This window comes from Methylobacterium sp. Leaf469 (assembly GCF_001424745.1).
Classification (GTDB): Bacteria; Pseudomonadota; Alphaproteobacteria; order Rhizobiales; family Beijerinckiaceae; genus Methylobacterium.
Map to the genome: position 1 here is coordinate 407,743 of NZ_LMRE01000001.1, position 23,332 is coordinate 431,074.

A 23,332-nucleotide genomic window follows, 5' to 3' on the forward strand; every position below is an offset into this window, starting at 1 on the left:
CCCGACCCGGATGAAAAACGGGCGTCCCGTCAGACGTCGTCGCGGGATGCGATGGCGATCTTGCGCACGACCCGGTCCGGCTCGGGTCGGGTCAGGTCGATGGACAGCAGACCGTTGGACAGGTCGGCCCCCATCACCTCCATGCCGTCCGCCAGCAGGAAGGCCCGCTGGAACTGGCGCGCGGCGATGCCGCGATGGAGGAACTGACGCGATTTCTCGTCGATCTGCCGGCCGCGGACCACGAGCTGGTTCTCTTCCAGCATCACGTCGAGCTGATCGCGGGTGAAGCCCGCGACCGCGAGGGTGATGCGAAGCCGCTCAGGCTCCCGGTCGCTGCGGGCCACCCGCTCGATGTTGTAGGGCGGATATCCATCGTTGGCGGCCTTCGACACCCTGTCGAGGGCCTGTTCGATCTCATCGAAACCGAGGAGGAACGGATGTCCGAACGGGGAAGGCCGCGTGGTCACGGATGGATGTCCTTCAAGCGAAGCCCCGGGGACGATGGAGGAGGCACTTCGTGGAGAGGCACGTCTGCGGTGTTCGGGAAGCCCGCCTGCGGCAGCACCCCCCGCCGACGATCGTTCGCCGGTGAACCCGATATGGAGGCGGCACCAAGCCTCATCAAGGGCAGCCCCATCAAGGGCTTGGCTCCGAACATCCAGGACGGTCCCTTGCGCGGGCCTTCCCGTCGAGCTCGCCGATCGAACCCGACCACGATCGTCCTACGAGCTGACCGAGAGAAGACCCGGCGATGTTCGCCGGGCAAATCAGGAAACTACAACCAGGATCAATCGGCAATTTTCCAGCGTGGCCCTGTATTCGGTCAGGTAACAGTTTGGAATTACTCTGATATTCCGCACTGCGCTTGATCTGGCACCGCGAATTCGGATATTGCCACGGCCAATCGACCGACGGATTGCGGGGCTCTTGGCCGTGCCGCGCCGGTTCGCGTTCCCTTTGGGAAGCGACGACTTGAGCGGCGCCGACCGATCACCGGGTCATGATTGCCGACCATGACGTTCCCGGCGGAAACACGCTGCGAATCGCGGGTCATCCCAAGGTTTAAGTCCGGCGCGGCGGTGCCGCCCATCGTTCGAGGAAACGGAACCGTGATGGATCGAGTGCGCTGCATGGTCAGGGAACAGGTCCGGAATGCGGTTCGGGCGGCCTGTCTCGGCACCGCCATCCTGGCCGGCTGGACGGGTTACGCGGTGGCACAGGAAGCCAAGAGCACGGACACCAAGCCCGCTTCGCTCAAGCTCGAACTGAACCGCCTGGAGCCCGCAGGCGAATCCTGCCGGACCTACCTTCTCGTCGACAACAGCCGGGGCGCGGCCCTGAAATCCCTGAAGGTCGATCTGTTCGCCTTCGACACGGACGGTGTCGCGCAGAAGCGCCTCGCCGTCGAGCTCGGCCCCGTGCAGGAGCGCAAGACCATGGTCCGCCTGTTCGACTTCCCGGCCCTGGCCTGCCCGAAGATCGGCCGGGTGCTCCTCAACGATGTCCTGGCCTGCGAGGGCGGCGACGCCAGCCGCGAGACCTGCCTCGAACGCATCGAAACCGACAGCAAGACTGCCGCGCCCTTCGTCCGCTGATCCGAAACCGAACCGAGAGACATCCCCATGGATCCGACCGCCGCGCCCGCAGGCGTCTCCCACGACATGTCGTTCCTCGGCCTGTTTCTCCAGGCCGACCCGATCGTCAAATCGGTGATGATCCTGCTCGTGGTCGCCTCCATCGCCTGCTGGACGGTGGTGTTCGAGAAGATCGTCCGCATCGCCGCGGCCAAGCGCCAGGCGAAGGCCTTCGACACCCTGGTGCGCTCGGGCGGCGCTCTTGAAGCATCCGGCAAGGGGATGGACGCGCAGATCACGGCGGCCGCCATCGAGGCGTGGCGCGATCAGGATAGCAGCGAGACGCGCGCCGAGCGCCGCGACCGCATCGAGCGCGCCATGCGCGCGACCCTCACCACGCGGTTGAAGGCGATGCAGACGGGCCTGCCGCTCCTCGCGACCTCCGGTTCCACCGCGCCCTTCATCGGGCTGTTCGGCACGGTGTGGGGCATCATGAACTCGTTCTCGTCCATCGCGAAGAGCCAGGATACGTCGCTCGCCGTGGTGGCGCCCGGCATCGCCGAGGCGCTGTTCGCCACCGCCATCGGCCTCGTCGTCGCGATCCCGGCGGTGATGGCCTACAACAAGCTCATCAACGACATCGGACGGGTCCAGGCGAGCTTCGTCTCCTCCATCGGCACCCTCGGCAACCGTCTGGCCCGCGACCGGACGGTTCACAGCCGCGCCGCCGCCGCCGAATAGCCGAACCGTATCACCGACCCGTATCGCCGACCCGTATCACCGACCAATGTCCGCCTCGCGCGGGCGGGCCGGCCTTGAACCCCGGAAGACCGGCGGCCCCCGATCCATGGGGCCATCCCGGTTCCGGACGAATTTCGATTTCGCGGGAACGCGGCGCCGGGCTGCCGGCCGCCCGCCCGAAGCCCCGGAGGGCGACGCATGGCCATGGGATCGATCCGCTCCGGCGGCGGTGACGACGACGACGGCATCGACGGCGCGCCGATGTCCGAGATGAACGTCACGCCCCTCGTCGATGTGATGCTGGTGCTGCTGATCATCTTCATGGTCGCCGCCCCGCTCATGACCACGGGCGTGCCGGTACAGCTCCCCAAGACCACGGCGCAGAAGGTGGCTCAGGCCAAGAAGCCCCTGGAGATCTCCATCGACAAGGAGGGCAAGCCCTACCTCGCGAAGGAGGAGCTGACCCCCGAGGGCATCCTGCCCCGCCTGCGGGCCCTGGCCGCCGAGGACCCCTCCCAGGTGATGCTGGTGCGTGGCGATCGCGAGGTACCCTACGGCAAGATCATGGAAGTGATGGGCCTCGTCGGCCAGGCGGGCTTCACCAAGGTCTCGCTCATCGCCCAATCGCCCGGTGGCGCCCTGCCGTCTGCGCCGGCCGCCGCAGCCCCCGCGACCGGAACGGCCCGATAGCCCCATGAGCGTCCTCGCATCGACCGGAGATTCGGATCGGCGCGGCCCGTCAGGTCTCGCCGCAGCCTTCCTCGTCGCCCTCGGCCTACACGCGGCCGGGTTGGTCGCCCTCACTCTGTTCCAGCCGGAGCCCAAGGCGCCCCCGGGCGAGAATATCGTCACCATCGACCTCGCGCCGCAGATGACGGAGGCCGACACCCAAGCCCCGGCCGAGCAGGCCGCCTCCGTGTCGGCGCCGCCCGAAGCCAATCCGGTGCAGACGCCCGAGACGGTCCAGCAGGAGAAGCCGCTGGAGACCACGGAGGTGACACCGCCCGAGGCGACGGCACCGCCGCCGCCCGATACGGCGATGATTGCGCCCGAGGCGACGACCATGGCCGAGCCGCCGGAAGCGACTCCGACGCCGCCCGTCGAGGTGGCGAACGAGCCGCCGCCGGAGGATCAGGTGATCGCGTCCACGGCCGAGACCGCGCCGGCCCTGGCACCCCCTCCACCCACCGTGGCCCAGGAGCTGCCGAAGCCCGTCGAGGTGGTGAAACCGAAGCCGGATCAAGCCAAGATCCTCGAGGCGCGGCGTGAGGCCAAGCGCAAGGCCGACCGCGAGGCACGGCTCAAGGCCGAACAGGAAGAGCGCCGCGAAGCGCTGCAGGAGGCCCGGGCCGAGGCGAAGGCCAAGGCGGCCCGTGAGGCCGCACGCCGCGCCGCCGCCGCTGCGAGCGAGGGCAGCGCACGCCAGAACTCGGCCTCGGCCTCGCGTCAGAGCAGCGCGGGTGCGGCCGCCGGCGGCAACGATGCGAACGCGCTCCGCGCTTGGCAGGGCGCCCTCAGCTCGGCGATCCGCGGTCGCATGAACGCCAGTGCGGCGGCGGGCACCAGCGGCGGCGTTGCCGTGGTCCGGTTCACCGTGTCGCGTTCCGGGCAGGTGCTGAGTTCGGGACTGTCGAGCAGCAGTGGTGTCGGCGCCATCGACAGTGCGGCGCTCGCGACCGTACGCGGGTCCCTGCCGGCGGCCCCGGCAGGCGTCACGATCAGCAGCCTCGCGGTCACCGTGCCCCTGCGGTTCAGCCCCGGTCGCTGAGGCCGGGGTTGGACGGCGTGATCCCGCCTCGCTTCCGAAGACCGCCCTGCCTTTCTCGGAGCGACGTTCCGGCATGACCGTCTGGTTCACCAGCGACACGCACTTCTCCGATCCGCGCGTGCTGCGGATCGACCGGCGCCCCTACCCCGACCTTGCGGTCCACGACGCGGCGCTCATCGCCAATTGGAACGCCGTCGTCGCGCCCGGCGACACGGTCTGGCATCTCGGCGATGTCGCCCTGCGACCCGCGCCGGGCCGAATCTCCGAAATCCTCACCTCACTCAAGGGTACGAAGCACCTCATCGTCGGCAACAACGACGGGCCGGAAACGCTGCATGCGCCGGGCTGGGCCAGTGTCGGCCATTATGCCGAGATCGTCGTGGACGAACGGCCCCTGGTGCTGTGCCATTATGCGTTCCGAACCTGGAACGGCATGGGCCGGGGCGCCCTCGACCTCCACGGGCATTCGCACGCCAAGCTGACACCGATCCCGAAGCAGTACGACGTGGGCGTCGATGCGCAGGGCTTCACGCCGGTAGATCTTCCAACAATCCTCGCCTCGCGCCGCGCCCGGAAAGTGAGCAGCCGAAAAGCGGAACCTTCGCCGTAGATCGGGGGTTCTTGGGGCATGAACGCAGGATGACCGGCGGGCCGGATCCAAGACTTCGGATCAGCCTGAGCGTCACCTTGCACACGTCCTGTTCCTCGAGACGTCTGCCGCCGAGGTATCCCATGCGTCACGCTCTGTTTTCACCGCTTCTCGCCATCGGACTCACCATCGTGGCCGTCGTGCCGGCTCTGGCCGCGCCAGCCTGCTTCGAGGGCCAGCGAAAGGTCGAGGAAGCCAACGCCCTGCGGTTCCAGGCCCGGCAGGAAGCCCGCATCGGCAGCCACGACCGCGTCTGCGATACCCTCGACGAAATCGGCGATCGCTACGCCGATGCCCGGGATGCGTTCGAGGATTGCGGTGCGGCCGTCACCGCCATCGATCTGCGCACTGAGGCGCGGAACCTTCGCATCGCCAAGAAGGTCAATCGCTGCGACTGAGCGCGTGCGCCCACGCACACACGCCCGGAACCATTCGTTTCACAAGTCTGAACAAGCGGCGCGCGATTCGCTGCCCTGAAGGTCCACGCCCATGAACGTCTCGGCCACCCAGTCCAACGCCAATTCCGTCCTCGGCTCCAATGCCATGATCGATGCCACGGGCCCGTCCTTCGCGGCAGCCCTGTGCGGCTTCCTCAGCACCACCGTCGCGACCACCATGGTGATGTTTCTGCTAAGCAGCGTGTAAGAGAACGCTTCTCCAAGGCAGGCCTGTCCGGCGTCGGCCAGGATCAAGGCGCCACGAGCCAGAAGCGCTTGCGGTTGAACAGCATGTCGGCCTTGCCGATTTCGGCCGGCCCGTTGCGGCAGGCCGCTTCGTCCCTGGCGCGGGCATCCGGTGATGGTCCGGGTGGCCGGGCAGCCGGCAGCATCGGGGCCGTGGACACCGGAAACAGCCCGAGCCTGCTCTGAACGCCGGGCTGGCGCACGGCGACGACGGTGAGGATGCCGGCCAGCAGCGCCCCCGCCACCGTACCGAAAACAAAATTCATCATGGGTCGGAAATCCCGCGATCGCCGCGCGGACAGAGGCCGGCCCGCGATCACCGGCCCTTCCTGGTCAAGCTTCTCGGCATGATTGCGGCGAAGACCGGATTACAGTCTCTTAAGAATGAACCCCATACGGTCTCGTCGGTCGCGGACGGCTCGAATCGCGGCAGTCGGGGAGAACGCAGGATGTCGTACGGGGCCAGTGCCTACGCGAAGGTGTCACAGACGGCCCTATCGCCGCGCGAGGCGGAAGCCGCCGTCCTGATCAAGGCCGCATCGCGCCTTCAGGCCGTTCAAGCCGACTGGGAGAACCAGAAGGGCGGCCTCCCCGAAGCGCTCAACTTCAATCAAAAGGTCTGGACGATCATCGCGGGCGCGGCGACGGCACCCGAGAGCCCGCTGCCCGAGCCGATCAAGACCAGCATCGCGCAATTGTCGGTGTTCGTGTTCCGCCGCATGATCGACACGCTGATCGAGCCGAGCGCCGAGAAGCTTTCCGCGCTCATCAGCATCAATCACAACATCGCCGCCGGCCTGCGGACCTGAGCGGAGCCGTCCCCCGAAGAGGGGTATCGGCGAGGGGCGTGCCCGTTCGCGTCGGGCGAGCCTGACGGCCAGGACCCATGAGCCGTGCCCTGAATCGGGCACGGCCACGTTGGAGATGTTGCCGAAACCCTCAGGAGTCGAGACCCGCATCCTCGTCGATATCCACGAGGAAGACGATGTCGGCGTCGTCCTCACCGTCCTCGTCATCCTCTTCCGCGTCGTCGTTCGAAGCGGCCTCGGCGTGGCGGGCATCCGGCTCGAAGGGTTCGTCCTCTTCCGAATCATCCTCGGCCAGGGCGTCCTCGAAGATCTCCGTCTCCTCCTCGGTGGCGGCGCGGATCTTGAGCGGAGAGGTGCCGTTCCACAGCACCTTGCCGTCGCTCTTCATGGCCTGGATGTCGTCCTTGAAGCCGTCGCAGGTGAAGAGATCGCGGGCGACCTCCTCGGAACCGTTGATGACCGCGATGGCCACGCCATCGATCTCGAGTGTGAACATCGCGAATTCCTCTCGAACGTCGTTGCGCGGGGCGCGCCGGCCACACGGCGTCGGAGGACGCCGCCCTGGGATCGATTCAGCCTTACGGGGCCGCCGACCGTGTAGGGGGCAACGGCCTGCGCGCCAAGCCCCACGCCGACCGCCATCCCGCGCCGAACGGGCCCCTGGGCTCAGCTGCCTCCGCCAGCACCTCGACTGATGGCACGCTTGACCACGCCCTGAACCTCCGGGTTCGACAGGAACAGGTCGTGGTTGATCAGGCCGCCGCCGTAATCGGAGGCGTCGGCGACGCGCACGCCGAGCGCCTCCAGGCGCTCGCGGTCGGCCGCGCCGGCGCGGACGATACCACCCGCGATGGCGCCGGAGAGCTCCAGCGCCCTGTCGTTGGTGGAGGAGATCACCGTGACCTTCTTCACGTCCGGTCCCATGCGCTCGATGGCGGAGGTGAACAGGTCGATGTCGATGTCGGGGGCAGCCAGCACCACGGCGCCGATGCGGGCCATGGCCGCCTCGCCGGCCTCGGCCCGCAGCATCCGCAGGGTTTCGAGGGTCAGGAGCGTGCCCATGGAATGGGCGACGATGTTGATTCGGCCGCCCGACGGCGAGTTCGCCAGGGCCTTGAGCAGATCCTCGAAGGCGTCGCGCGACCACAGGGCGCTCTCGCGATCGTAGCCGTAATCGAAGGTCGCGGCGGCGGAGGGCCAGGTGAACAGCGCGGAGGCGCCGCGGAAGCGGATACCGTCGGAGAGCTTGGCTGCGCTGAGGGCCGCGGACTGGAAGCTCTCGCGGTAGCCGTGGACGTAAATGAGCACGTCGCGCCCGAACGCGGCCTGGGCGAAGGCACCGGCCGCGCCCGGCCCGGTCTCGATCTGCGGCACCGCCGCGACCCCCCAATCCCCGGTGACCACGGAGGAGACCTTGCCGATGAGCGAGCGGTCGGGTGCGGACAGACGCACTTCGGCGAAGCTCAGGCCCCGGCCGCGCTCGGAGCTGAAATACGGGCTCTTCGGGGGACTGCCCACCGGCTTGCGGGTGGTGGCGACGAGAAGCACGGGGCTGACATCGATGTTCGACTGCCGCTCGGGGGCGGACGAGCCGGCCGCGAGGTCCTCGGTGACGCAGCCGGACAGGCCCGGCGCCAGGCTGGCGAGCCCCAGGAGGGTAGCGAGGCGGACGAGGCTGCGTCGGGTCGGCCGAATGGTTCGGTTCATGCGGTCTGACAACCCTGGGCGGTGGAGGGCCGGGAAACCCGGCCGTCGTGCGGTGCTAACCTGTCGCGGACGATCGTGACCATGGCGCGGCGCGAACGTGGCCGTGGGCCGTGTGGATTGCGGGCATAGGCGCGCCTGTGGCCCCAGTCCCACACCGAACATCGGCGCGGACAAAGGCGGGCGCGTCGCGCAATAGGCGGCACGCCCCCTCGACGAATGCCGGTCGGCCCGGCAAGAAGTGGGCATGGCCCTCTCCTCATCCCCGCCGCCCGCCCTCGACATCGACGCCCTGCGCAACCGGTTGCTGGCCGGCGACCGGGCTGCCCTCGCCCGCGCCATCACCCTGGCGGAATCGAAGCGCGCCGACCATCGCGCCGTGGCGCGGGACCTCATCGCTGCGGTGCTGCCCCAGACCGGCCGCGCGATCCGGGTCGGGATCACGGGAGTGCCGGGGGTGGGCAAGTCGACGACCATCGACGCGCTGGGCGCCAATCTCACGGCCGCCGGCCACAAGGTGGCGGTGCTAGCCGTCGATCCGTCCTCGACGCGCACGGGCGGCTCGATCCTTGGCGACAAGACCCGCATGGCGCGCCTGGCACTGGATCCCAACGCCTTCATCCGCCCCTCCCCCTCGTCGGGAACCCTCGGGGGCGTCGCGGCCAAGACCCGCGAAACCATGCTGCTCTGCGAGGCGGCGGGGTTCGACGTGATCCTAGTCGAGACCGTGGGCGTCGGCCAGTCGGAGACGGCGGTGGCCGATCTCACCGACTTCTTCCTCGTCCTCATGCTGCCGGGCGCCGGCGACGAGTTGCAGGGAATCAAGAAGGGCATCATCGAACTCGCCGACATGATCGCCGTCAACAAGGCCGACGACGGCGAGGGCGAGCGCCGGGCCAGTGCGGCCGCCTCGGAATATCGCGCCGCCCTCCACATCCTCAGCGCCCCGAGTTCGACCTGGACGCCCCCCGTGGTCACCGTCTCGGGCCTCAACAACAAGGGGCTCGACGGGATGTGGGACCGCGTCGTCGACCACCGCAACAAGCTCACGGCCACGGGCGAGATCGCCAAGAAGCGCCGCGCCCAGGACGTGAAGTGGATGTGGGCGCTGGTCCACGAGCGCCTGCACCAGCGCCTCGTCGGGTCCGCCGAAGTCCGCCGTCAGACGGCCGAGGCCGAGGCCGGGGTGTCGCGCGGCGAATCCTCCCCCGCCGCCGGGGCCGAGGCCATCGCCACCCTCATCGGCCTTTGAGCCGGGGCCACCTCCTCGTCACCGGGTTCGGGCCGTTCCCCGGCGTGCCCGTGAACCCGAGCGCCGTGGTGGCGCGCCGCCTCGTCGCCCTCGCCCGCCGCCACGGCCTCGCGGGCGGCGATGTCCGCCTCCTCGTCCTACCCACCACCTATGGGGCCATTCCGACCCATCTGGTTCCCGCCCTCACGGAGCCACCGGCCGCCGTGCTGATGCTGGGCGTGGCGCGCCGCGCCACGCGGGTCCGGGTCGAGTTTCGGGCGCGAAACCGGGCGAGCCGGCTGTTCCCGGACGCATCGGGGGCCCTTGCGCGATGTCTCGCCCTGTCGGCGGACGGACCGTCAGAGCGCCGCGCGCACGTCGCCGCGCAGGCCCTCGTGGCCCTGCGCTGCAACGGCATCCGGGCGATCCCGTCCCATGATGCCGGCCGCTACCTCTGCAACGCCGCGTATTACCGGGCGCTGGCCGAGAACATCCCGGTGCTCTTCGTCCACGTTCCGCCCCTACCGCCGACCGGGCGTCTCGGGTTGCGGCGCGCACCGGCCGTCGAGACCCTGGCGGCCGCCCTGGTGACGGTGGCCCGCGGACTCCTCGCGGGACGGTCGGTTCACCCTGTCGGCGGGAAGCACCGAGAAAATCCGATCGATGCGGTGCCCAATCGGATCTCGGGCGTTCTGTGAACGTCGGATGCGGGCGTGCCACGCCCCGGCGGCATCGAACCCGCATCGAAGCTCAACGAGGAGACGCATCATGGTGGACACGGATCGCATCGTCGGAACCGCCAAGGATCTCGGCGGCCGCGTGCAGGGGGCCGTGGGCGACGCCCTCGGGTCCCAGCGCGACTCCGTCGAGGGGCGCTACCGCGAGGCGCAGGGGCGCGCCCAGGACGCCTACGGACAGGCCAAGGACACCGTGCGCGATGTCGCCGACAACGTCAGCGACTACGCCGGCGACGCCTACGAGCGCATTCAGGATCGTGGTGGCGCCTATTTCCGCGATAGCACCCGGGCCGTCGAGACGCGGGTGGAGGAGAATCCCTTCATCGCGCTCCTGCTCGCGGGCGCCGTCGGCTACGGCCTCGCCCTGCTGCTCCACCGCCGCTGAAGAGTTCAACGCGCCGCCCCACCGGGGCGGCGCGACCCGGAGCGTCCTACTGCGCCGTCCAGCCGCCATCCATGGCGAGGTTGGCGCCCGTCATCTGGCTCGCCGCGTCCGAGCACAGGAACACCGCGAGCGCCGCGACCTGATCGACGGTGACGAATTCCTTGGTCGGCTGGGCCTTGAGCAGCACGTCGTTGATGACCTGCTCCTCGGTCAGCCCGCGCGCCTTCATGGTGTCGGGGATCTGGCTCTCCACCAGGGGGGTCCAGACGTAGCCCGGCGAGATGCAGTTCACCGTGATGCCGTGGGTGGCGAGTTCCAGGCCCGCGCTCTTGGTGAGGCCGGCGATGCCGTGCTTGGCCGCCACGTAGGCCGACTTGAACGGCGAGGCCACGAGGGAATGGGCCGAGGCGGTGTTGATGATCCGCCCCCAGCCCCGCTTCTTCATGCCCGGAATGGCGGCCCGCATGGTGTAGAACGCCGAGGAGAGATTGAGCGCGATGATGAGCTCCCACTTCTCCGGCGGGAAGTCCTCGATGGGCGAGACGTACTGAACGCCGGCGTTGTTGACGAGGATGTCGACGGCCCCGAAGGTCTCCTCCGCGAGGGTGATCAGGCCGGCGATCTCGTCGGGCTTGGTCATGTCGGCGGCCGAGTGGATCGCCCGCACGCCGAACTCGGATTCGATCCCGGCCCGGGCCGTCTCGATGGCCTCCGGCGACCCGAACCCGTTCAGCACCACGTCGGCGCCTTCCCGGGCGAAGCCCCGCGCGATGGCGAGGCCGATGCCGCTCGTGGAGCCGGTCACGATTGCGGTCTTGCTCTTGAGGCTCATGGAGATCTCCCGGATCGCGCAGCGACGCGCGACATTCATCACTGGCAAAATCCTGCCCGATGGGGCGCGGCAAGTCGATGCGCTCGGCCCCGGGCGCGGCGTGCTATAGCGACGGGCGACGCCCCATCGTCACGGGCGACGCACAGGGACGTCATGATCCGGTTCCTCGCCTTGCTGGCGCTCAGCCTGTCCGGCCTCGCCGGCGCGTCCGCCCAGGGGCTCAAGCTCCCGTCCGACCTCGTCACCGCGAGCCTCGTGGCCGAACCCGCCGCGATCCGCCCCGGCGAGCCCTTCACCGTCGGTATCCGCATGGTGATGCGGCCGAACTGGCACGTCTACTGGCGCAACCCCGGGGATTCGGGCCTGCCGCCCGAGGTCGGCTGGTCATTGCCCGCGGGTTTCGCGGCCGGGGCCCTCGACTGGCCGGCACCCCACCGCATCCCCGTCGCCCACCTGATGAACTTCGGCTACGAGGGCGAGACCGTCCTGCTGGCGCAGGTGACGCCGCCCGAGGCCCTGGCGCCGGGCAAGCCCGTCACCCTCAAGGCCCACCTGAGCTACCTCGTCTGCGAACGGGAATGCGTGCCGGGCACGGCGGACCTGCGCCTCACCCTGCCGGTGGCGCAGGCCGGAACCAGCACCGGCACCAATCCGCAGACCCGCGCGCTGTTCGCGCAGGCCCGCGCCGCCCTGCCGGTGCCGTCGCCCTGGCCGGTGCGGACCGCCGCCACGAAGGATCGCCTGACCCTGACGGTGGAGGCGCCGGGCCTCGCGCCCGATGCCGTTTCGGGGGTGGCGTTCTTTCCCTATGCGGAAACCGCCATCGAGAACGCCGCCGCGCAGGACGTGCAGATCGATTCCGCCGGCCTTCGGCTCTCGCTGGTTCGGGGCAACCCCGACGACGCGGCGCCGGCGACGCTTCCCGGCGTCCTCACCTTCGACGAGACGACGCCCGAGGGACCCATCCGGCGCGCCTATGCCGTCGGCGAGGCGCCCGCCATCGCCGCCCCCGCCACGGACGCCCTGGCCGCCCCGCCGATTCCGCAGGAGGAGGACGGCCTGACCCTGTGGAGCGCCGTCGGCCTCGCATTCCTGGGCGGACTCGTGCTCAACCTGATGCCGTGCGTGTTCCCAGTCCTGTCCATCAAGATCCTGAGCCTCGTGCGGCATTCGGGGGAATCCCCCGCCCGGGTCCGCCTCCACGGCGTCGCCTACACGGCCGGCGTGCTCGCGGCGTTTCTTGGTCTAGCCGGTCTGCTCATCGGCTTGAAGGGCGCGGGCGCCGGCCTCGGCTGGGGCTTCCAGCTACAATCGCCCGTGGTGGTGGCGGCCCTCGCCTATCTCCTGTTCGGCATGGGTCTGAGCCTGTCCGGGGTCGTTCATCTCGGCGGCGGCATCGCCGGGCTCGGCGACGGCCTGACCCGCCGCGCCGGGCTGCAGGGCTCGTTCTTCACCGGCGTACTGGCCACAGTGGTGGCGACCCCCTGCACGGCGCCCTTCATGGGGTCGGCCGTGGGGTTCGCCCTGACGCAGGCCCCGGCCGTGGGTCTGGCGGTGTTCGCGAGCCTCGGCTTCGGCCTCGCCTTGCCCTTCCTCGTCCTGACCGCATGGCCCGCCGCCCTGCGCGCCCTGCCGCGCCCCGGTGCCTGGATGGATGTTCTGAAGGGTGTCCTGGCTTTCCCGATCTACGCCACGGCGGCGTGGCTGATCTGGGTGCTGGCGCAGCAGGTCGGACCGTCCGGGCTGCTCGCCGCCCTGTTCGGCCTCGTGCTCGTGGGCTTCGCCGCGTGGGTTTGGGAGCGCGGGCACGGCGCCCGCCCGGCCTGGAGCTGGATCGCGCGGGGCACGGCGTTGGCCGCCCTCGCGGGTCTCGCTCTCCTCACCCTGAACCTGTCCCATGACCGCGCCGGCGCGGTCGCGCGCGCGGACGGCACGGAGGCGTTCACCCAGGCGCGGCTCGACGCGCTGCTGGCGGAGGGCCGACCCGTCTTCGTCAACATGACGGCGGCGTGGTGCATCTCGTGTCAGGTCAACGAACGCACGGCCTTGGGGACGCAAGCCGTGCGCGACGCGCTGTCGGCGCGCGGCGTGGTCTACCTCAAGGGCGACTGGACCAATCAGAACCCCGAGATCACCGCGTTCCTCGCCCGTCACGGCCGAAGCGGCGTGCCGCTCTACCTCCTCTATGCGAGCAAGACCGCCCCCGTGGTCCTCCCACAAATCCTGACGGCCGGGACGGTGCTGGACGCCCTCGCGATCCTGCCCGCCCTGCCCCGCAGCGCCGCCCTGGCTCCACAGGAGCGCTGAGCGACCCGACGACGACCCGACGGACCCGATGACCGAACCCTCCGCGCCGCGCTGGAGCGTGTTCCGCAACGGCGACTTTCGCCTGTACGGCGCCGCCCGCTTCCTCACCGGCCTCGCCTTCCAGATGCAGGCCGTCGCGGTGGGCTGGTTCGTCTACGACCTGACCCATTCGGCCCTGGCGCTCGGACTCGTGGGGCTCGCGAGCTTCCTGCCCGCCATGCTGTCGGCCCTGGTCGCCGGACACGTGGCCGACACCTACGACCGCCGCCGCGTGGCGTCCCTGGCCTACGCCACCCTGGCGGCGGCAGAGCTCGGCCTGCTCGTCTTCGCCCATTACGGCACGGGCGCGATCTGGCCGATCTACGCCCTCGTGGTGGTCATCGGCACCGGCCGCGCCTTCGCCAACCCGGCCCTCCAGGCCCTGTTGCCGACCCTGGTGCCCCGCGCGCTGTTCGGTTCGGCCATCGCCTGGAACGCCTCGCTGTGGCAGAGCGCGTCGATCCTCGGGCCGGCACTGGGTGGCCTCCTCTACGTCCTCGGCCCGGCCGTGGTGTTCGGCACGGCCGCGTTCAGTTTCGCCCTCGCCAGCGCCCTCATCGCGGCCATCCGCTTCCGCCCCGCGCCCGTCACCGAACGCCCGCCGGTGACCTGGGCGACCCTGTCGGCCGGCCTCACCTACATCCGCGACCACCCGGTGGTGCTCGGCGCCATCAGCCTCGATCTCGTGGCGGTGCTGCTCGGCGGCGCCACCGCCCTCCTGCCGATCTTCGCCGCCGAGGTGCTGCATGTCGGCCCCCTCGGCCTCGGGGCGCTCCGCAGCATGCCGGCGGCCGGGGCCGTGCTGGTGGCCGTCTATCTCGCCTACCGGCCGCTCCAGCGCCATGCCGGGCTCCGCATGCTCCAGGCCGTCGGGGTGTTCGGCCTCGCCACGATCGGCTTCGGTCTCTCGACTTCCCTGCCCCTGTCCATGGCCTGCCTGTTCGTGACGGGGGCCGCCGACATGATCAGCGTCTATGTCCGCCAGACCTTCGTCCAGGGCGAGACGCCCGACGCCATGCGCGGCCGGGTCTCGGCGGTGAACACCGTCTTCATCGGCGCCTCCAACGAACTCGGCGAGTTCGAATCGGGAACCCTGGCCGCCCTCATCGGTGCCGTCCCGGCGGTGGTGCTCGGCGGCCTCGCGACGCTGCTGGTGGCCGCCGCCTGGGGGCGGATCTTCCCGGCGCTCAGGGCGCGGGACCGGCTGCTGCCGGTGGGGTGAGGCGCCGATTATCCCTCCCGCGTACCATTCTCGTCGGAATATGGATAATCGCTGCAAAATCAGTCGCTTCTCGGCTTGGGTTGCGTCATTATCCCTCTGGCGGCAATAAATGCCTGCTTTAGGGATAATCCGATGTCCCTCAGTGACTTGAATGGCGATCAGGCACGGCAGACCATCGATGTCGACCAAGTGTTCTCCGGCTTCGCGATGGCGCGGGGCGAATGGGCGCGACGGTACAGGGGCTCGATGTCGTGGAAGACCGTGGGTGGGCGCGACTACCTTTACCGGAAGCGGTACGAGGCCTGGAAATCCCTCGGGCCGCGCACACCCGAGACGGAGGCGATGGCCACCGGGTTCCATGAGGGACGGGCGCAGCTACAGGAGCGGATTGCGGGCCTCACCGCACGTCTCGACGCCATGGCGCCGGTCAATCGCGCCCTGAACCTCGGGCGCCTGCCCGTGATCGCGGCGCGTATCCTTCGCGCCCTGGACCAAGCCGGGCTCATCGGGGCCGGTATCGAGGTCGTGGGGACGAATGCCCTGTTCGCCTACGAACGGCTGGCAGGCGTGCAGATCGCCGGTGCGCATCTCGCGACGGCGGATGTCGATCTCCTGTTCGACGCGCGGCGTTCCCTCCGGCTCCTCGCGCCCGAGGTCTCGGCCACGGGTGTGGTGGGCCTCCTGCGAAAGGTCGATCGCTCGTTCGAGGTCCTGGGGCGGAGCGGGTTCCGGGCGGTCAACCGGGACGGCTACCTCGTCGATCTCATCATGCCGGCGATGAAGGATCGGATGGCCAAGCCACTGCGAAGCCGGATCGGGACCGAGGCGACGGACCTCGAAGCGGTGGAGATCGAGGGGTTGGGCTGGCTTGTGAGCAGTCCAAAGGCCACGGCAACGGTCATCGACGCACGCGGCTACCCCCTGACCATGGTGGTTCCCGACCCACGGGCGTTCGCCCTCCACAAGCTCTGGCTCGCGGGCCGCGAGGACCGCGAGCCACTCAAGCGGCAGCGCGATCAGGCACAGGCGAAACTCATCGCGGGTCTCGTGACCAGCCGCCTCCCGCACCTGCGCTTCGACGATCCGGCCCTGGCCGCCCTGCCGCGCGCCCTGCGCGAGCAGGCCACGCTGCTGACCGCCGCCACGAGACGGGATACGGCCTTGGCGCCGCCCCGCCTCGAGCCGGACTGGTAGCCCTGATTTGCCCGGTCCTACTTGCCCGCCAGCAGCGGCGACCACGTCGGATCGGACGCGTAGGACGGCGTCGGCACCGGTTGCTCCACCTTGCCGGTGATGTCGACCATGTAGAGCTTGCCGCCGCCCTGGCCGCCGGGATCGCGGAAGAACAGCACGTACTGGCCGTTCGGCGCGAAGGTCGGGCCCTCGTTGTGGAAGCCTTCCGTGAGCACGCGCTCGCCCGAGCCGTCCGGCTTCATCACGCAGATGGCGAAGCCGCCCTTGCGCTGGCGGGTGAAGGCGATGAGGTCGCCCCGTGGCGACCAGGCCGGCTGCGACGCCGAACCTTCGCCGAACGAGATCCGGGTCGGGTTTCCGCCCGTGGCGCTCATGACGTAGACCTGCTGCGAGCCGCCGCGATCGGATTCGAAGACGATCTGGCTGCCGTCCGGCGAGAAGGTCGGCGAGGTATCGATGGCGTTGCCGTTGGTGATCGGCGTCTGTGCCTTGGAGCCGAGATCCATCACCACGATGTCGGCGTTGCCACCCTCCTGAACGCTCATGACCAAGCGTCGGCCGTCGGGCGAGAAGCGCGGGCTCGTGCTCATGGAGCCGGCCTTGCCCACCGCCTGGCGGCTGCCGGTTTCGAGGTTGATCACCTGGATGCGCGGCGGCTGGCCCGTCGCCTGGGTCATGAAGGCGATGTCCTGGGTCGCGGGCGAGTAGCGCGGGGCCACCACGGCCGTGTCGCCGTTGGTCAGCGCACGCACGTTGGCGCCGTCCTGATCCATGACCATCAGGCGCTTGCGGCGGTTCTCCTTCGAGCCGGACTCGTCCACGAAGGCGATGCGGCTGTCGAACCAGGGGCCGAGGCCGGTGATCTTGGTGTAGACCGCGTCCGAGATCAGGTGCCCCGTGCGCCGGGCATTGGCGGTGTCGGCGCCGTATTGCTGGCCCGTCATCTGCTGGCCCGAAGTCACGTCCCACAGGCGGAACTCGACCTTGAGCTTGCCCGAGGGATCGCGCGAGACCCGGCCCGTCACCAGGGCCTGCACGCCGGCTGTGCGCCACTTGTCGAAGCCCGGCACCGCATCGAAGCCGGGGCTCTCGGGAAACTTCGCTTTTTCGACGGGCACGAAATACCCGGAGCGGCGCAGATTGTTCGTCACAACGCTGGAGACGAGGAGTCCGAGGCTCGGATCGCCGGAGAAGTCGGTCACCGCGATGGGCATCGGCTGGAACGCGCCGCCGCCGATGCGCAGGTTGAGCTGCGCGCGCGCCGGCCCGGTCAAGCCGAACAGCACGAACGCCAGGGCGACGAGGAGGGGCGCCAGGCGCGGAAGCGGGATTGAGAGCATGGGGATGTCCGAAGTTCTGGGAGTGTCTGTCCGGGGCGGCGCCGGGACCGCCATGCGCGAGGGCGATGTCGCGCGGGCGGGCTCACGGCACCGAGGAACGGCCCGGATCGGCGGATGGAGGCCGGCGCATCAGACCCGCGAAAACTCGAATTCCGCGTTGATCGCCTTCCAGTCGTTGTAATACGGCGCGTACTGGGCGGGGATCTTGTAGGGCGCACAGCGGCGCACGGCACGCTGGGCCGCCTCCGCGATGGAGCGATCGACGGCGTTGGCACCGCCGCGCATGATCTTGGGTTCCGTCGTCAGGCCGCCGTCCGGGTTCAGGCGGATGTCGAGCATCGGCAGGATCACCCCCTGCGCCGCACCGGGCGGCGCGACGTAGCAACGCTCGATCTGCTGCTGGAGCATGCCGACGAGGGCCTCGCGCAGGGACGGCGACAGGCGCTGCGAATTGCCCGAAGCCGCCCCGAGGGAGGCCGTGCGCTGCACGTCGCGGCCGGTGGCGCCGGTGGATTGCGACGGCGCCTTCGAGGCCAGCAGTTGGCGAATATCGCCGGCGCTGAACTTTTCGGCGAGCTCGGCCTGCTTCTTCGCCTTGGCCTCGGCATCGGCCTTGCCCTTTGCATCCGCCAAGGCTTTGGCTTTCGCCTTGGCGGCAGCCTCCGCTTTGGCCTTCGCGGCCGCGTCCGCCTTGGCCGCTGCCTCGGCTTCAGCCTTCGCCTCGGCGACTTCCTTCTGGTGCTCGGCTTCGGCCTTCTTCGCTTCGGCCTTCGCCTTGGCTTCGGCTTCCGCCTTCTCGGCCTTGGCCTCCGCTTCGGCGCGGGCCTTGGCCTCGGCCTTCCTGGCTTTGGCGGCTTCGGCCTTGGCTGCCTCCGCCTTGGCGGCGGCGGCGGCCTCGGCCTCTTCCTTCTCGATGAGCTGGGCGAGTTGCTCGCGCTTCACGGCGGCCGCCTTCGCCTCCGCCTTGGCGGTCGCGGCGGCTTTCGCTTCGGCGGCGGCTTTTGCCTCCGCCGCAGCCTCGGCCTTGGCGGCGCGGGCGGCTTCGGCCTTGGCCGCTTCCGCCTTCGCGGCCTTCGCCTCCGCAGCCTTGGCTTCGGCAGCCTTGGCTTCGGCAGCCTTGGCTTCTGCCGCCTTGGCTTCTGCCGCCTTGGCCTCTTTGTCGGGGTCGGGCTCGTTGACGCGCAGCGGCATCTCCTCGGCGCTCGCGACCTTCATGTCGGCGGGGCGCTTCGGGGGGGCCGGGGCATCGACCTTGGCGTTCTCGGGCTCGCGTTCCTCGGCCTTGTCCGCCTTGCGGTCGGCCCGCGGCTTGGCGTCCGGCTGGGGCTTGTCGGCGTTGGTCTCGCCCTTGGTGAGCTCGGAATATTGCTGCTCGGTCATTACCTCGACGGGCACGCCCTCCTGCGCATCGGGCAAGGCCGGGGCCGCGACGGTGAGCATCGCCGCCGTCAGCACGGCGACGTGAACCCCCGCCGAGATCCACATGCCCGGTTCGTTGCGCTTGAAGGGAAGCTTCACGACTGCGCGCCCGCTACTTCTGATCGGGCTCGGTGACGAGGGCGACCTTCTTGAAGCCGCCGCCGGTCACGATCGCCATCACCTGGGCGACCCGGCCGTAATCGACCCGCTTGTCGCCGCGCACGAAGACGCGCTCCTCGAAGCCGGACTTCGAGGCCTCGGTGAGCTTGGGGACGATGCTGTCGTCGCCGAGTTCGTCCTCGCCGAGGAACACCTGTCCGGTCTGGCGGATGGAGAGCGTCACCGGCTTGGTGTCGGAGTTGAGCGGGCTCGCCTTGGATTGCGGCAGGTCCAGGGGCACGCCGACCGTCATCATCGGCGCCGCCACCATGAACACGATGAGCAGCACGAGGACGACGTCGATGAACGGCGTCATGTTGATCTCGTTGATGGCGCCCTGGCGCCGGCCGCGCCGCCGCCGTCCGCCCCCGCCCTGTGCCGCGCCGTGGGCCATGCCCATGATCGTCCCTCGGTTCTGCTGGGGTCAGGCGACGAGCGACAGGCGCTCGTCGATCTGGCGGGAAAGGATGGCCGAGAACTCGTCGGCGAAGCCCTCGAGCCGCGACTGCTGCTTCGACACCGTCGATTGCAGCTTGTTGTAGGCGAGCACGGCGGGGATGGCCGCGAACAGCCCGATGGCGGTGGCGAACAGGGCCTCGGCGATGCCGGGCGCCACCACGGCGAGCGAGGTGTTCTTCGACGCAGCGATGGAGGTGAACGCCGTCATGATGCCCCAGACCGTGCCGAACAGGCCGATATACGGGCCGGCCGAGCCAATGGAGGCGAGGAACAGCAGGCGCGATTCGAGACGCTCGACCTCGCGCTGGATGGTGACGTCGAGGACCTTGTCGATGCGCTGGGACAGGCTCTGGATCTGGCGGCCGGAGCCCTCGAACGAGCGCTTCCACTCGCGCATGGCGGCCACGAACAGGGCGCCCTGCCCGACGGCCGGCTTGTCGTTGAACGAGCGGTAGAGCTCCTCGAGGGAACGCCCGGACCAGAACGCCTCCTCGAAGGCATCCATCTCGGCCTTGGTCCGGCGGAACAGCAGGGTCTTGTCGACGATGATCGACCAGCACCAGACTGAGGCGCCCAGCAGACCCACCATCACGACCTTGACCACGAAATGGGCCTGCAGGAACAGGCCCAGCAGGGTCATGTCGGGGGCCGGCATGGCCTGCATGGCATCGGCTGGGTTCATGACACGATCCTTGAAAAACCCCAGGGCGGGACCGCCGCCGGACCGGTGGCCGGTCGTCGCGCGTCAACCGGAACCTTGAGGTATTTCAACGCTCAATGGTCCGCGAATCTGTCGAAAGTAAGGGCCGTGCCGCGCCGTGGTTGCGGTGCGACCGTGCCCTTGCGTCAGACAGTTTAAGCGCCCGTCAGGGTTAAGGATTGGTTGAGGAAGCAGGTCCAGCTGCACGACCGAATGCCGCGCGCAGTCCGTCCGGCAGCCGGATCGCGCGGGCGTCCCGCACGCAGGCCACCACCACTTCGGCCGTGACCAGGAGATCGTCCCCGCGCCGGACCTCCTGGGCCAGATGCATGGAGGCGCCCTTCATGGCGGCGGTCCAGGTCCGCACGTCGAGGAGGTCGTCCATCCGCGCGGGCCGCGCGAAGTCGAGAACCATCCGGCGCACGACGAAGTGCAGGCCGGCGGCATCCCGGTGCAGGTCCGACTGATCGCCCGCCAGAATCCGCAACAGTTCCGTGCGCCCGCGCTCCATGAAGCGCAGATAACTCGCGTGATAGACGAAGCCGGAGAAATCGGTGTCCTCGTAATAGACCCGCACGGGCAGGCGATGGACGCCGGAGAGATCGATTTCGCTCAAGGGGCGGGTCTCCTGTGACGACGCGCGAAGCGGCTCTTTCACGCCTCCGGATCTGCGGGAAACAAGCCGAACTGCGAGCCCGGATCGCGGCGGGGCTCGGGGAAGCCCATGTGGCGGAACGCGTGCGGCGTCAGCATGCGCCCGCGCGGGGTTCGCTGCACGAAACCCTTCTGGATCAGGTAGGGCTCGATGATGTCCTCGATGGCGTCGCGCGGCTCGGACAGGGCCGCCGCGATGGTCTCGATGCCCACGGGGCCGCCGTTGAAGGATTTGGCGATCATCGTCAGGTATTTGCGGTCCATGACGTCGAGGCCGGCGGGGTCGACGTCGAGGAGCTGCAGCGCCCTGTCGGCGATGGCCCGCGTCACGGTGGGCGCGTCGGCCACGATGGCGAAGTCGCGCACGCGGCGCAGCAGGCGTCCGGCGATGCGGGGCGTGCCGCGTGCGCGCTTGGCGATCTCGTTGGCGCCCTCCTCCGACATGCCGAGGCCGAGCACGCGGGCCCCGCGCCGGACGATGAGTTCGAGTTCGTCGACGTCGTAGAATTCGAGGCGGATCGGGATGCCGAAGCGGTCGCGCAAGGGGGTGGTCAGCAGGCCGGCGCGGGTCGTCGCCCCCACGAGGGTGAACTTCGGCAGTTCGATCTTCACCGAGCGCGCCGCCGGCCCCTCGCCGATGATGAGATCGAGCTGGTAATCCTCCATGGCGGGATAGAGGATCTCCTCCACCGCCGGATTGAGGCGGTGGATCTCGTCGATGAAGAGCACGTCGCGCTCTTCCAGATTCGTCAGCTGGGCCGCGAGATCCCCCGCCTTGGCGATGACCGGCCCGGAGGTGGAGCGGAAATTCACCCCGAGCTCGCGCGCCACGATCTGCGCCAGGGTGGTCTTGCCCAGGCCCGGCGGGCCGACGAACAGCACGTGATCGAGGGCCGAACCGGTCTTCTTCGCCGATTCGATGAAGACGCTCATGTTGGCGCGCGCCGCGCGCTGGCCGATGAACTCGGCCAGACTCAAGGGGCGGATGGACGATTCGAGATCGTCCTCGCGGCGCTCGGGTGTGAGGAGCGAGTCCGGCAGCGGGTGGAGGGTCGGCGATTTCGGAGATTTGGGAAGCTTGCTCACACGGGCTCTCGGTGGGGCCCGGCGGGGCCTGGCGTCCGGCATCTGTTCTCCCGGCCGATGTCGCACACCGGCGCGGATCGCGCTACATTCGTGGCGTCGGCGGGTGGCCGCCAGGGAAGCGCACGATGGGCAACGCCTTCGCGAACTTCGAGATGATGGGTTTCGACGACTTCGAGGAGTTGCTGGCCGACAAGCCGCGCAACGAGCGCTGGGAGCTGATCGGCGGGCGCGTGGTCCGCATGATGGTCGGCGCACGCTGGGAGCACGGTCGGATCGTGCAGAACATCGCAAGCCACCTTCACCAGGGCTTTCGTGCGAAAGGCTCATCCTGCCAGACGTTTGCCGAGACGTTCTATCTAAAGAGCCGCCCCCTCGACGCCGCGTTGTTGCCTGACGTTCTCGTGGTCTGCGGCGGAATCCAAGCAGGCGCCACTTCGGTCGACAATCCCACGGTGCTGATTGAAGTGCTCTCCCCCGGCACCGAGGCACGCGACCGCCTTGAAAAGTGGCGAATCTACCAGCAGCTTCCGGCTCTGCAGCATTACGTCCTCGTGGCACGCGACCGACCGCACATCGAAGTTTACGACCGGGTCGGCGGGGCCTGGAACGGCTTTCGGGTCATCGATGGACTTGACGCGACGCTCGAACTCTTCGCGATCCAAGCGTCCCTGCCCTTGAGCGAAGCCTATTGGGGTGTTTTTGAGGCTTGAACAGGACCGCGGCGCCCTGGGCGCCGCGGCGTGTCGTCAGATCACTCGGCTTCCGGCGCGATGGCTTCCAGGCCGCCGATGTGCTTCTGCGCGTAGAGCGGCAGGCCGACCTGGGAGATCAGCTCGAGCTGGGTCTCCAAAAAGTCGATATGGCCTTCCTCGTCCTCGGCCAGATCCTCGAACAGGCGCTTCGACACCCGGTCGTTGATCGAATCGCAGTACTTGGCGGCCTCGAGATAGAGGGCGCGCGCCTCGGTCTCGGCGGCGAGATCACACTCGATGATCTCCTGCACGTTCTGGCCGATCCGCAGGGGATCGAGTTCCTGCAGGTTGGGAAAGCCGTCGAGGAACAGGATACGATCGACGAAGCGATCGGCATGCTGCATCTCTTCGATGGATTCCTTGCGCCAGAACTTGGCCAGGTCGATGTAGCCCCAGTCGTTGAGCATGCGGAAATGGAGCCAGTACTGGCTCACCGCCGTCAGTTCGCTGCGCAGCCCCCGATTGAGGTACTCGACGACCTTCGCATCACCCTTCATCCGCCCATTCTCCCTTGAGGCATATCAGTGCCGGAAGGGAACGTGGCGCCTCGCACAGGCGCTCAGGCGGCGATCCCTTCCTCCGCAGTTTGGAGCTTGACCAAACTACAGCCCGTTGCGCAAGTCGTCGAACACGCATGGCCGGCCTCCTCGAGGGCGGCTTGCAGGGCGTTCTGCATGATCGAGCGGATGGTGCGGGCGCAGCGCCCGCATTTCGGACTGCAGCCGAGGCAGGCCTGGACCTGGGCCGGCGTGCGGGGGCAATCCGGGCCGCGATGGAGGCAGGCACGGACCGCGTTGTCGGACAGGACGTTGCAGGAACAGACGATCATGCGGGACCGAAACTCGCGCTGGGCATCGTGCCGTTGGGGAGGGCGGCGGGAAAATCTCA

General features: G+C 69.1%; 28 protein-coding genes. 15 read left to right on the plus strand and 13 right to left on the minus strand.

All coding sequences use genetic code 11. The annotated features are described in order from the left end of the window. Positions 1-29 precede the first annotated feature (29 nt). Complete coding sequence (locus tag ASG60_RS01890; RefSeq protein WP_056166536.1) at positions 30-467, minus strand: Hsp20 family protein; 438 nt, start codon at positions 465-467, stop codon at positions 30-32. Between the two features lie 645 nt (positions 468-1,112). Here ASG60_RS01890 and ASG60_RS01895 point away from each other — a divergent pair. The 7 genes from ASG60_RS01895 to ASG60_RS22395 all read left to right on the plus strand — a co-directional run bounded on the left by ASG60_RS01895 (position 1,113) and on the right by ASG60_RS22395 (position 5,377). Beyond that, on the plus strand, positions 1,113-1,595 hold the full coding sequence (locus tag ASG60_RS01895) for a hypothetical protein (protein WP_056357401.1): 483 nt from the start codon (positions 1,113-1,115) through the stop codon (positions 1,593-1,595). A 27-nt stretch (positions 1,596-1,622) separates the two neighbouring features. Further along, positions 1,623-2,315 carry a MotA/TolQ/ExbB proton channel family protein gene (locus tag ASG60_RS01900; RefSeq protein ID WP_056166530.1) on the plus strand — a complete coding sequence of 231 codons (693 nt, stop codon included), beginning with the start codon at positions 1,623-1,625 and terminating at the stop codon, positions 2,313-2,315. Between the two features lie 198 nt (positions 2,316-2,513). Then, complete coding sequence (gene tolR, locus ASG60_RS01905; RefSeq protein ID WP_056384114.1) at positions 2,514-3,005, plus strand: protein TolR; 492 nt, start codon at positions 2,514-2,516, stop codon at positions 3,003-3,005. A gap of 4 nt (positions 3,006-3,009) precedes the next feature. Continuing rightward, complete coding sequence (locus tag ASG60_RS01910) at positions 3,010-4,083, plus strand: energy transducer TonB (protein WP_056384115.1); 1,074 nt, start codon at positions 3,010-3,012, stop codon at positions 4,081-4,083. A gap of 73 nt (positions 4,084-4,156) precedes the next feature. Further along, complete coding sequence (locus tag ASG60_RS01915; RefSeq protein WP_056166522.1) at positions 4,157-4,693, plus strand: metallophosphoesterase; 537 nt, start codon at positions 4,157-4,159, stop codon at positions 4,691-4,693. 122 nt (positions 4,694-4,815) lie between these two features. Then, on the plus strand, positions 4,816-5,130 hold the full coding sequence (locus ASG60_RS01920; RefSeq protein ID WP_056357409.1) for a hypothetical protein: 315 nt from the start codon (positions 4,816-4,818) through the stop codon (positions 5,128-5,130). A 91-nt stretch (positions 5,131-5,221) separates the two neighbouring features. After that, positions 5,222-5,377 carry a hypothetical protein gene (locus tag ASG60_RS22395; protein ID WP_156368826.1) on the plus strand — a complete coding sequence of 52 codons (156 nt, stop codon included), beginning with the start codon at positions 5,222-5,224 and terminating at the stop codon, positions 5,375-5,377. 43 nt (positions 5,378-5,420) lie between these two features. Here ASG60_RS22395 and ASG60_RS01925 read toward each other — a convergent pair whose 3' ends face one another. Continuing rightward, complete coding sequence (locus ASG60_RS01925; protein WP_056384116.1) at positions 5,421-5,684, minus strand: hypothetical protein; 264 nt, start codon at positions 5,682-5,684, stop codon at positions 5,421-5,423. Positions 5,685-5,762: 78 nt separating this feature from the next. Between ASG60_RS01925 and flaF the strand changes: the two genes are divergently transcribed. Beyond that, positions 5,763-6,224, plus strand: a complete 462-nt coding sequence (flaF, locus tag ASG60_RS01930; RefSeq protein WP_244472864.1) for a flagellar biosynthesis regulator FlaF — start codon at positions 5,763-5,765, stop codon at positions 6,222-6,224. Between the two features lie 130 nt (positions 6,225-6,354). Here the strand turns inward: flaF and ASG60_RS01935 are convergent, their stop codons facing one another. Further along, complete coding sequence (locus ASG60_RS01935) at positions 6,355-6,720, minus strand: hypothetical protein (RefSeq protein ID WP_056166514.1); 366 nt, start codon at positions 6,718-6,720, stop codon at positions 6,355-6,357. A gap of 170 nt (positions 6,721-6,890) precedes the next feature. Next, positions 6,891-7,931, minus strand: a complete 1,041-nt coding sequence (locus ASG60_RS01940) for an alpha/beta hydrolase (RefSeq protein ID WP_244476548.1) — start codon at positions 7,929-7,931, stop codon at positions 6,891-6,893. Between the two features lie 244 nt (positions 7,932-8,175). Here ASG60_RS01940 and meaB point away from each other — a divergent pair, with 244 nt between their 5' ends. From meaB to ASG60_RS01955, 3 genes are all read left to right on the plus strand, one after another. Next, positions 8,176-9,180: a methylmalonyl Co-A mutase-associated GTPase MeaB gene (gene meaB / locus ASG60_RS01945; protein ID WP_056166512.1), complete on the plus strand. Its 1,005-nt coding sequence runs from the start codon at positions 8,176-8,178 to the stop codon at positions 9,178-9,180. After that, complete coding sequence (locus tag ASG60_RS01950) at positions 9,177-9,857, plus strand: hypothetical protein (protein ID WP_082531573.1); 681 nt, start codon at positions 9,177-9,179, stop codon at positions 9,855-9,857. The genes meaB and ASG60_RS01950 overlap by 4 nt, the downstream gene beginning before the upstream one ends. A gap of 70 nt (positions 9,858-9,927) precedes the next feature. Continuing rightward, complete coding sequence (locus ASG60_RS01955; RefSeq protein WP_056384117.1) at positions 9,928-10,281, plus strand: CsbD family protein; 354 nt, start codon at positions 9,928-9,930, stop codon at positions 10,279-10,281. A 46-nt stretch (positions 10,282-10,327) separates the two neighbouring features. Here ASG60_RS01955 and ASG60_RS01960 read toward each other — a convergent pair whose 3' ends face one another. Continuing rightward, positions 10,328-11,113, minus strand: a complete 786-nt coding sequence (locus ASG60_RS01960; RefSeq protein ID WP_056263723.1) for a 3-hydroxybutyrate dehydrogenase — start codon at positions 11,111-11,113, stop codon at positions 10,328-10,330. A 153-nt stretch (positions 11,114-11,266) separates the two neighbouring features. Here ASG60_RS01960 and ASG60_RS01965 point away from each other — a divergent pair, with 153 nt between their 5' ends. The 3 genes from ASG60_RS01965 to ASG60_RS01975 all read left to right on the plus strand — a co-directional run bounded on the left by ASG60_RS01965 (position 11,267) and on the right by ASG60_RS01975 (position 15,875). Then, positions 11,267-13,420: a protein-disulfide reductase DsbD domain-containing protein gene (locus ASG60_RS01965; protein ID WP_056384118.1), complete on the plus strand. Its 2,154-nt coding sequence runs from the start codon at positions 11,267-11,269 to the stop codon at positions 13,418-13,420. Positions 13,421-13,448: 28 nt separating this feature from the next. Continuing rightward, complete coding sequence (locus ASG60_RS01970) at positions 13,449-14,681, plus strand: MFS transporter (RefSeq protein WP_056384119.1); 1,233 nt, start codon at positions 13,449-13,451, stop codon at positions 14,679-14,681. Between the two features lie 132 nt (positions 14,682-14,813). Further along, positions 14,814-15,875, plus strand: coding sequence for a nucleotidyltransferase domain-containing protein (locus tag ASG60_RS01975; RefSeq protein WP_056384120.1), 1,062 nt, complete (start codon positions 14,814-14,816; stop codon positions 15,873-15,875). 17 nt (positions 15,876-15,892) lie between these two features. On the opposite strand, the gene tolB is transcribed toward ASG60_RS01975, so the two are convergent. The 6 genes from tolB to ruvB form a co-directional block, all read right to left on the minus strand. Then, positions 15,893-17,215, minus strand: a complete 1,323-nt coding sequence (gene tolB, locus ASG60_RS01980) for a Tol-Pal system beta propeller repeat protein TolB (protein ID WP_082531574.1) — start codon at positions 17,213-17,215, stop codon at positions 15,893-15,895. A 129-nt stretch (positions 17,216-17,344) separates the two neighbouring features. Further along, positions 17,345-18,733, minus strand: a complete 1,389-nt coding sequence (gene tolA / locus ASG60_RS01985) for a cell envelope integrity protein TolA (RefSeq protein WP_244476549.1) — start codon at positions 18,731-18,733, stop codon at positions 17,345-17,347. A gap of 13 nt (positions 18,734-18,746) precedes the next feature. Continuing rightward, the gene (locus tag ASG60_RS01990; protein ID WP_056263490.1) at positions 18,747-19,193 is read right to left on the minus strand and encodes a biopolymer transporter ExbD; all 447 of its coding nucleotides are present in this window, start codon (positions 19,191-19,193) and stop codon (positions 18,747-18,749) included. Positions 19,194-19,217: 24 nt separating this feature from the next. Then, positions 19,218-19,934: a protein TolQ gene (gene tolQ, locus ASG60_RS01995; RefSeq protein WP_056089202.1), complete on the minus strand. Its 717-nt coding sequence runs from the start codon at positions 19,932-19,934 to the stop codon at positions 19,218-19,220. A gap of 190 nt (positions 19,935-20,124) precedes the next feature. Further along, positions 20,125-20,568, minus strand: coding sequence for a tol-pal system-associated acyl-CoA thioesterase (gene ybgC, locus ASG60_RS02000; RefSeq protein WP_056166494.1), 444 nt, complete (start codon positions 20,566-20,568; stop codon positions 20,125-20,127). Positions 20,569-20,606: 38 nt separating this feature from the next. Then, positions 20,607-21,692 carry a Holliday junction branch migration DNA helicase RuvB gene (ruvB, locus tag ASG60_RS02005; RefSeq protein ID WP_200918674.1) on the minus strand — a complete coding sequence of 362 codons (1,086 nt, stop codon included), beginning with the start codon at positions 21,690-21,692 and terminating at the stop codon, positions 20,607-20,609. Between the two features lie 125 nt (positions 21,693-21,817). On the opposite strand from ruvB, the gene ASG60_RS02010 reads away from it, so the two are divergent. Next, positions 21,818-22,402, plus strand: a complete 585-nt coding sequence (locus tag ASG60_RS02010) for a Uma2 family endonuclease (protein ID WP_056166492.1) — start codon at positions 21,818-21,820, stop codon at positions 22,400-22,402. Between the two features lie 41 nt (positions 22,403-22,443). Here ASG60_RS02010 and bfr read toward each other — a convergent pair whose 3' ends face one another. Beyond that, entirely contained in the window at positions 22,444-22,941 is a 498-nt protein-coding gene (bfr, locus tag ASG60_RS02015; RefSeq protein ID WP_056166488.1) for a bacterioferritin, read from the minus strand. Between the two features lie 62 nt (positions 22,942-23,003). Next, complete coding sequence (locus tag ASG60_RS02020) at positions 23,004-23,273, minus strand: (2Fe-2S)-binding protein (RefSeq protein ID WP_056089217.1); 270 nt, start codon at positions 23,271-23,273, stop codon at positions 23,004-23,006. Between the last annotated feature and the right edge of the window lie 59 nt (positions 23,274-23,332).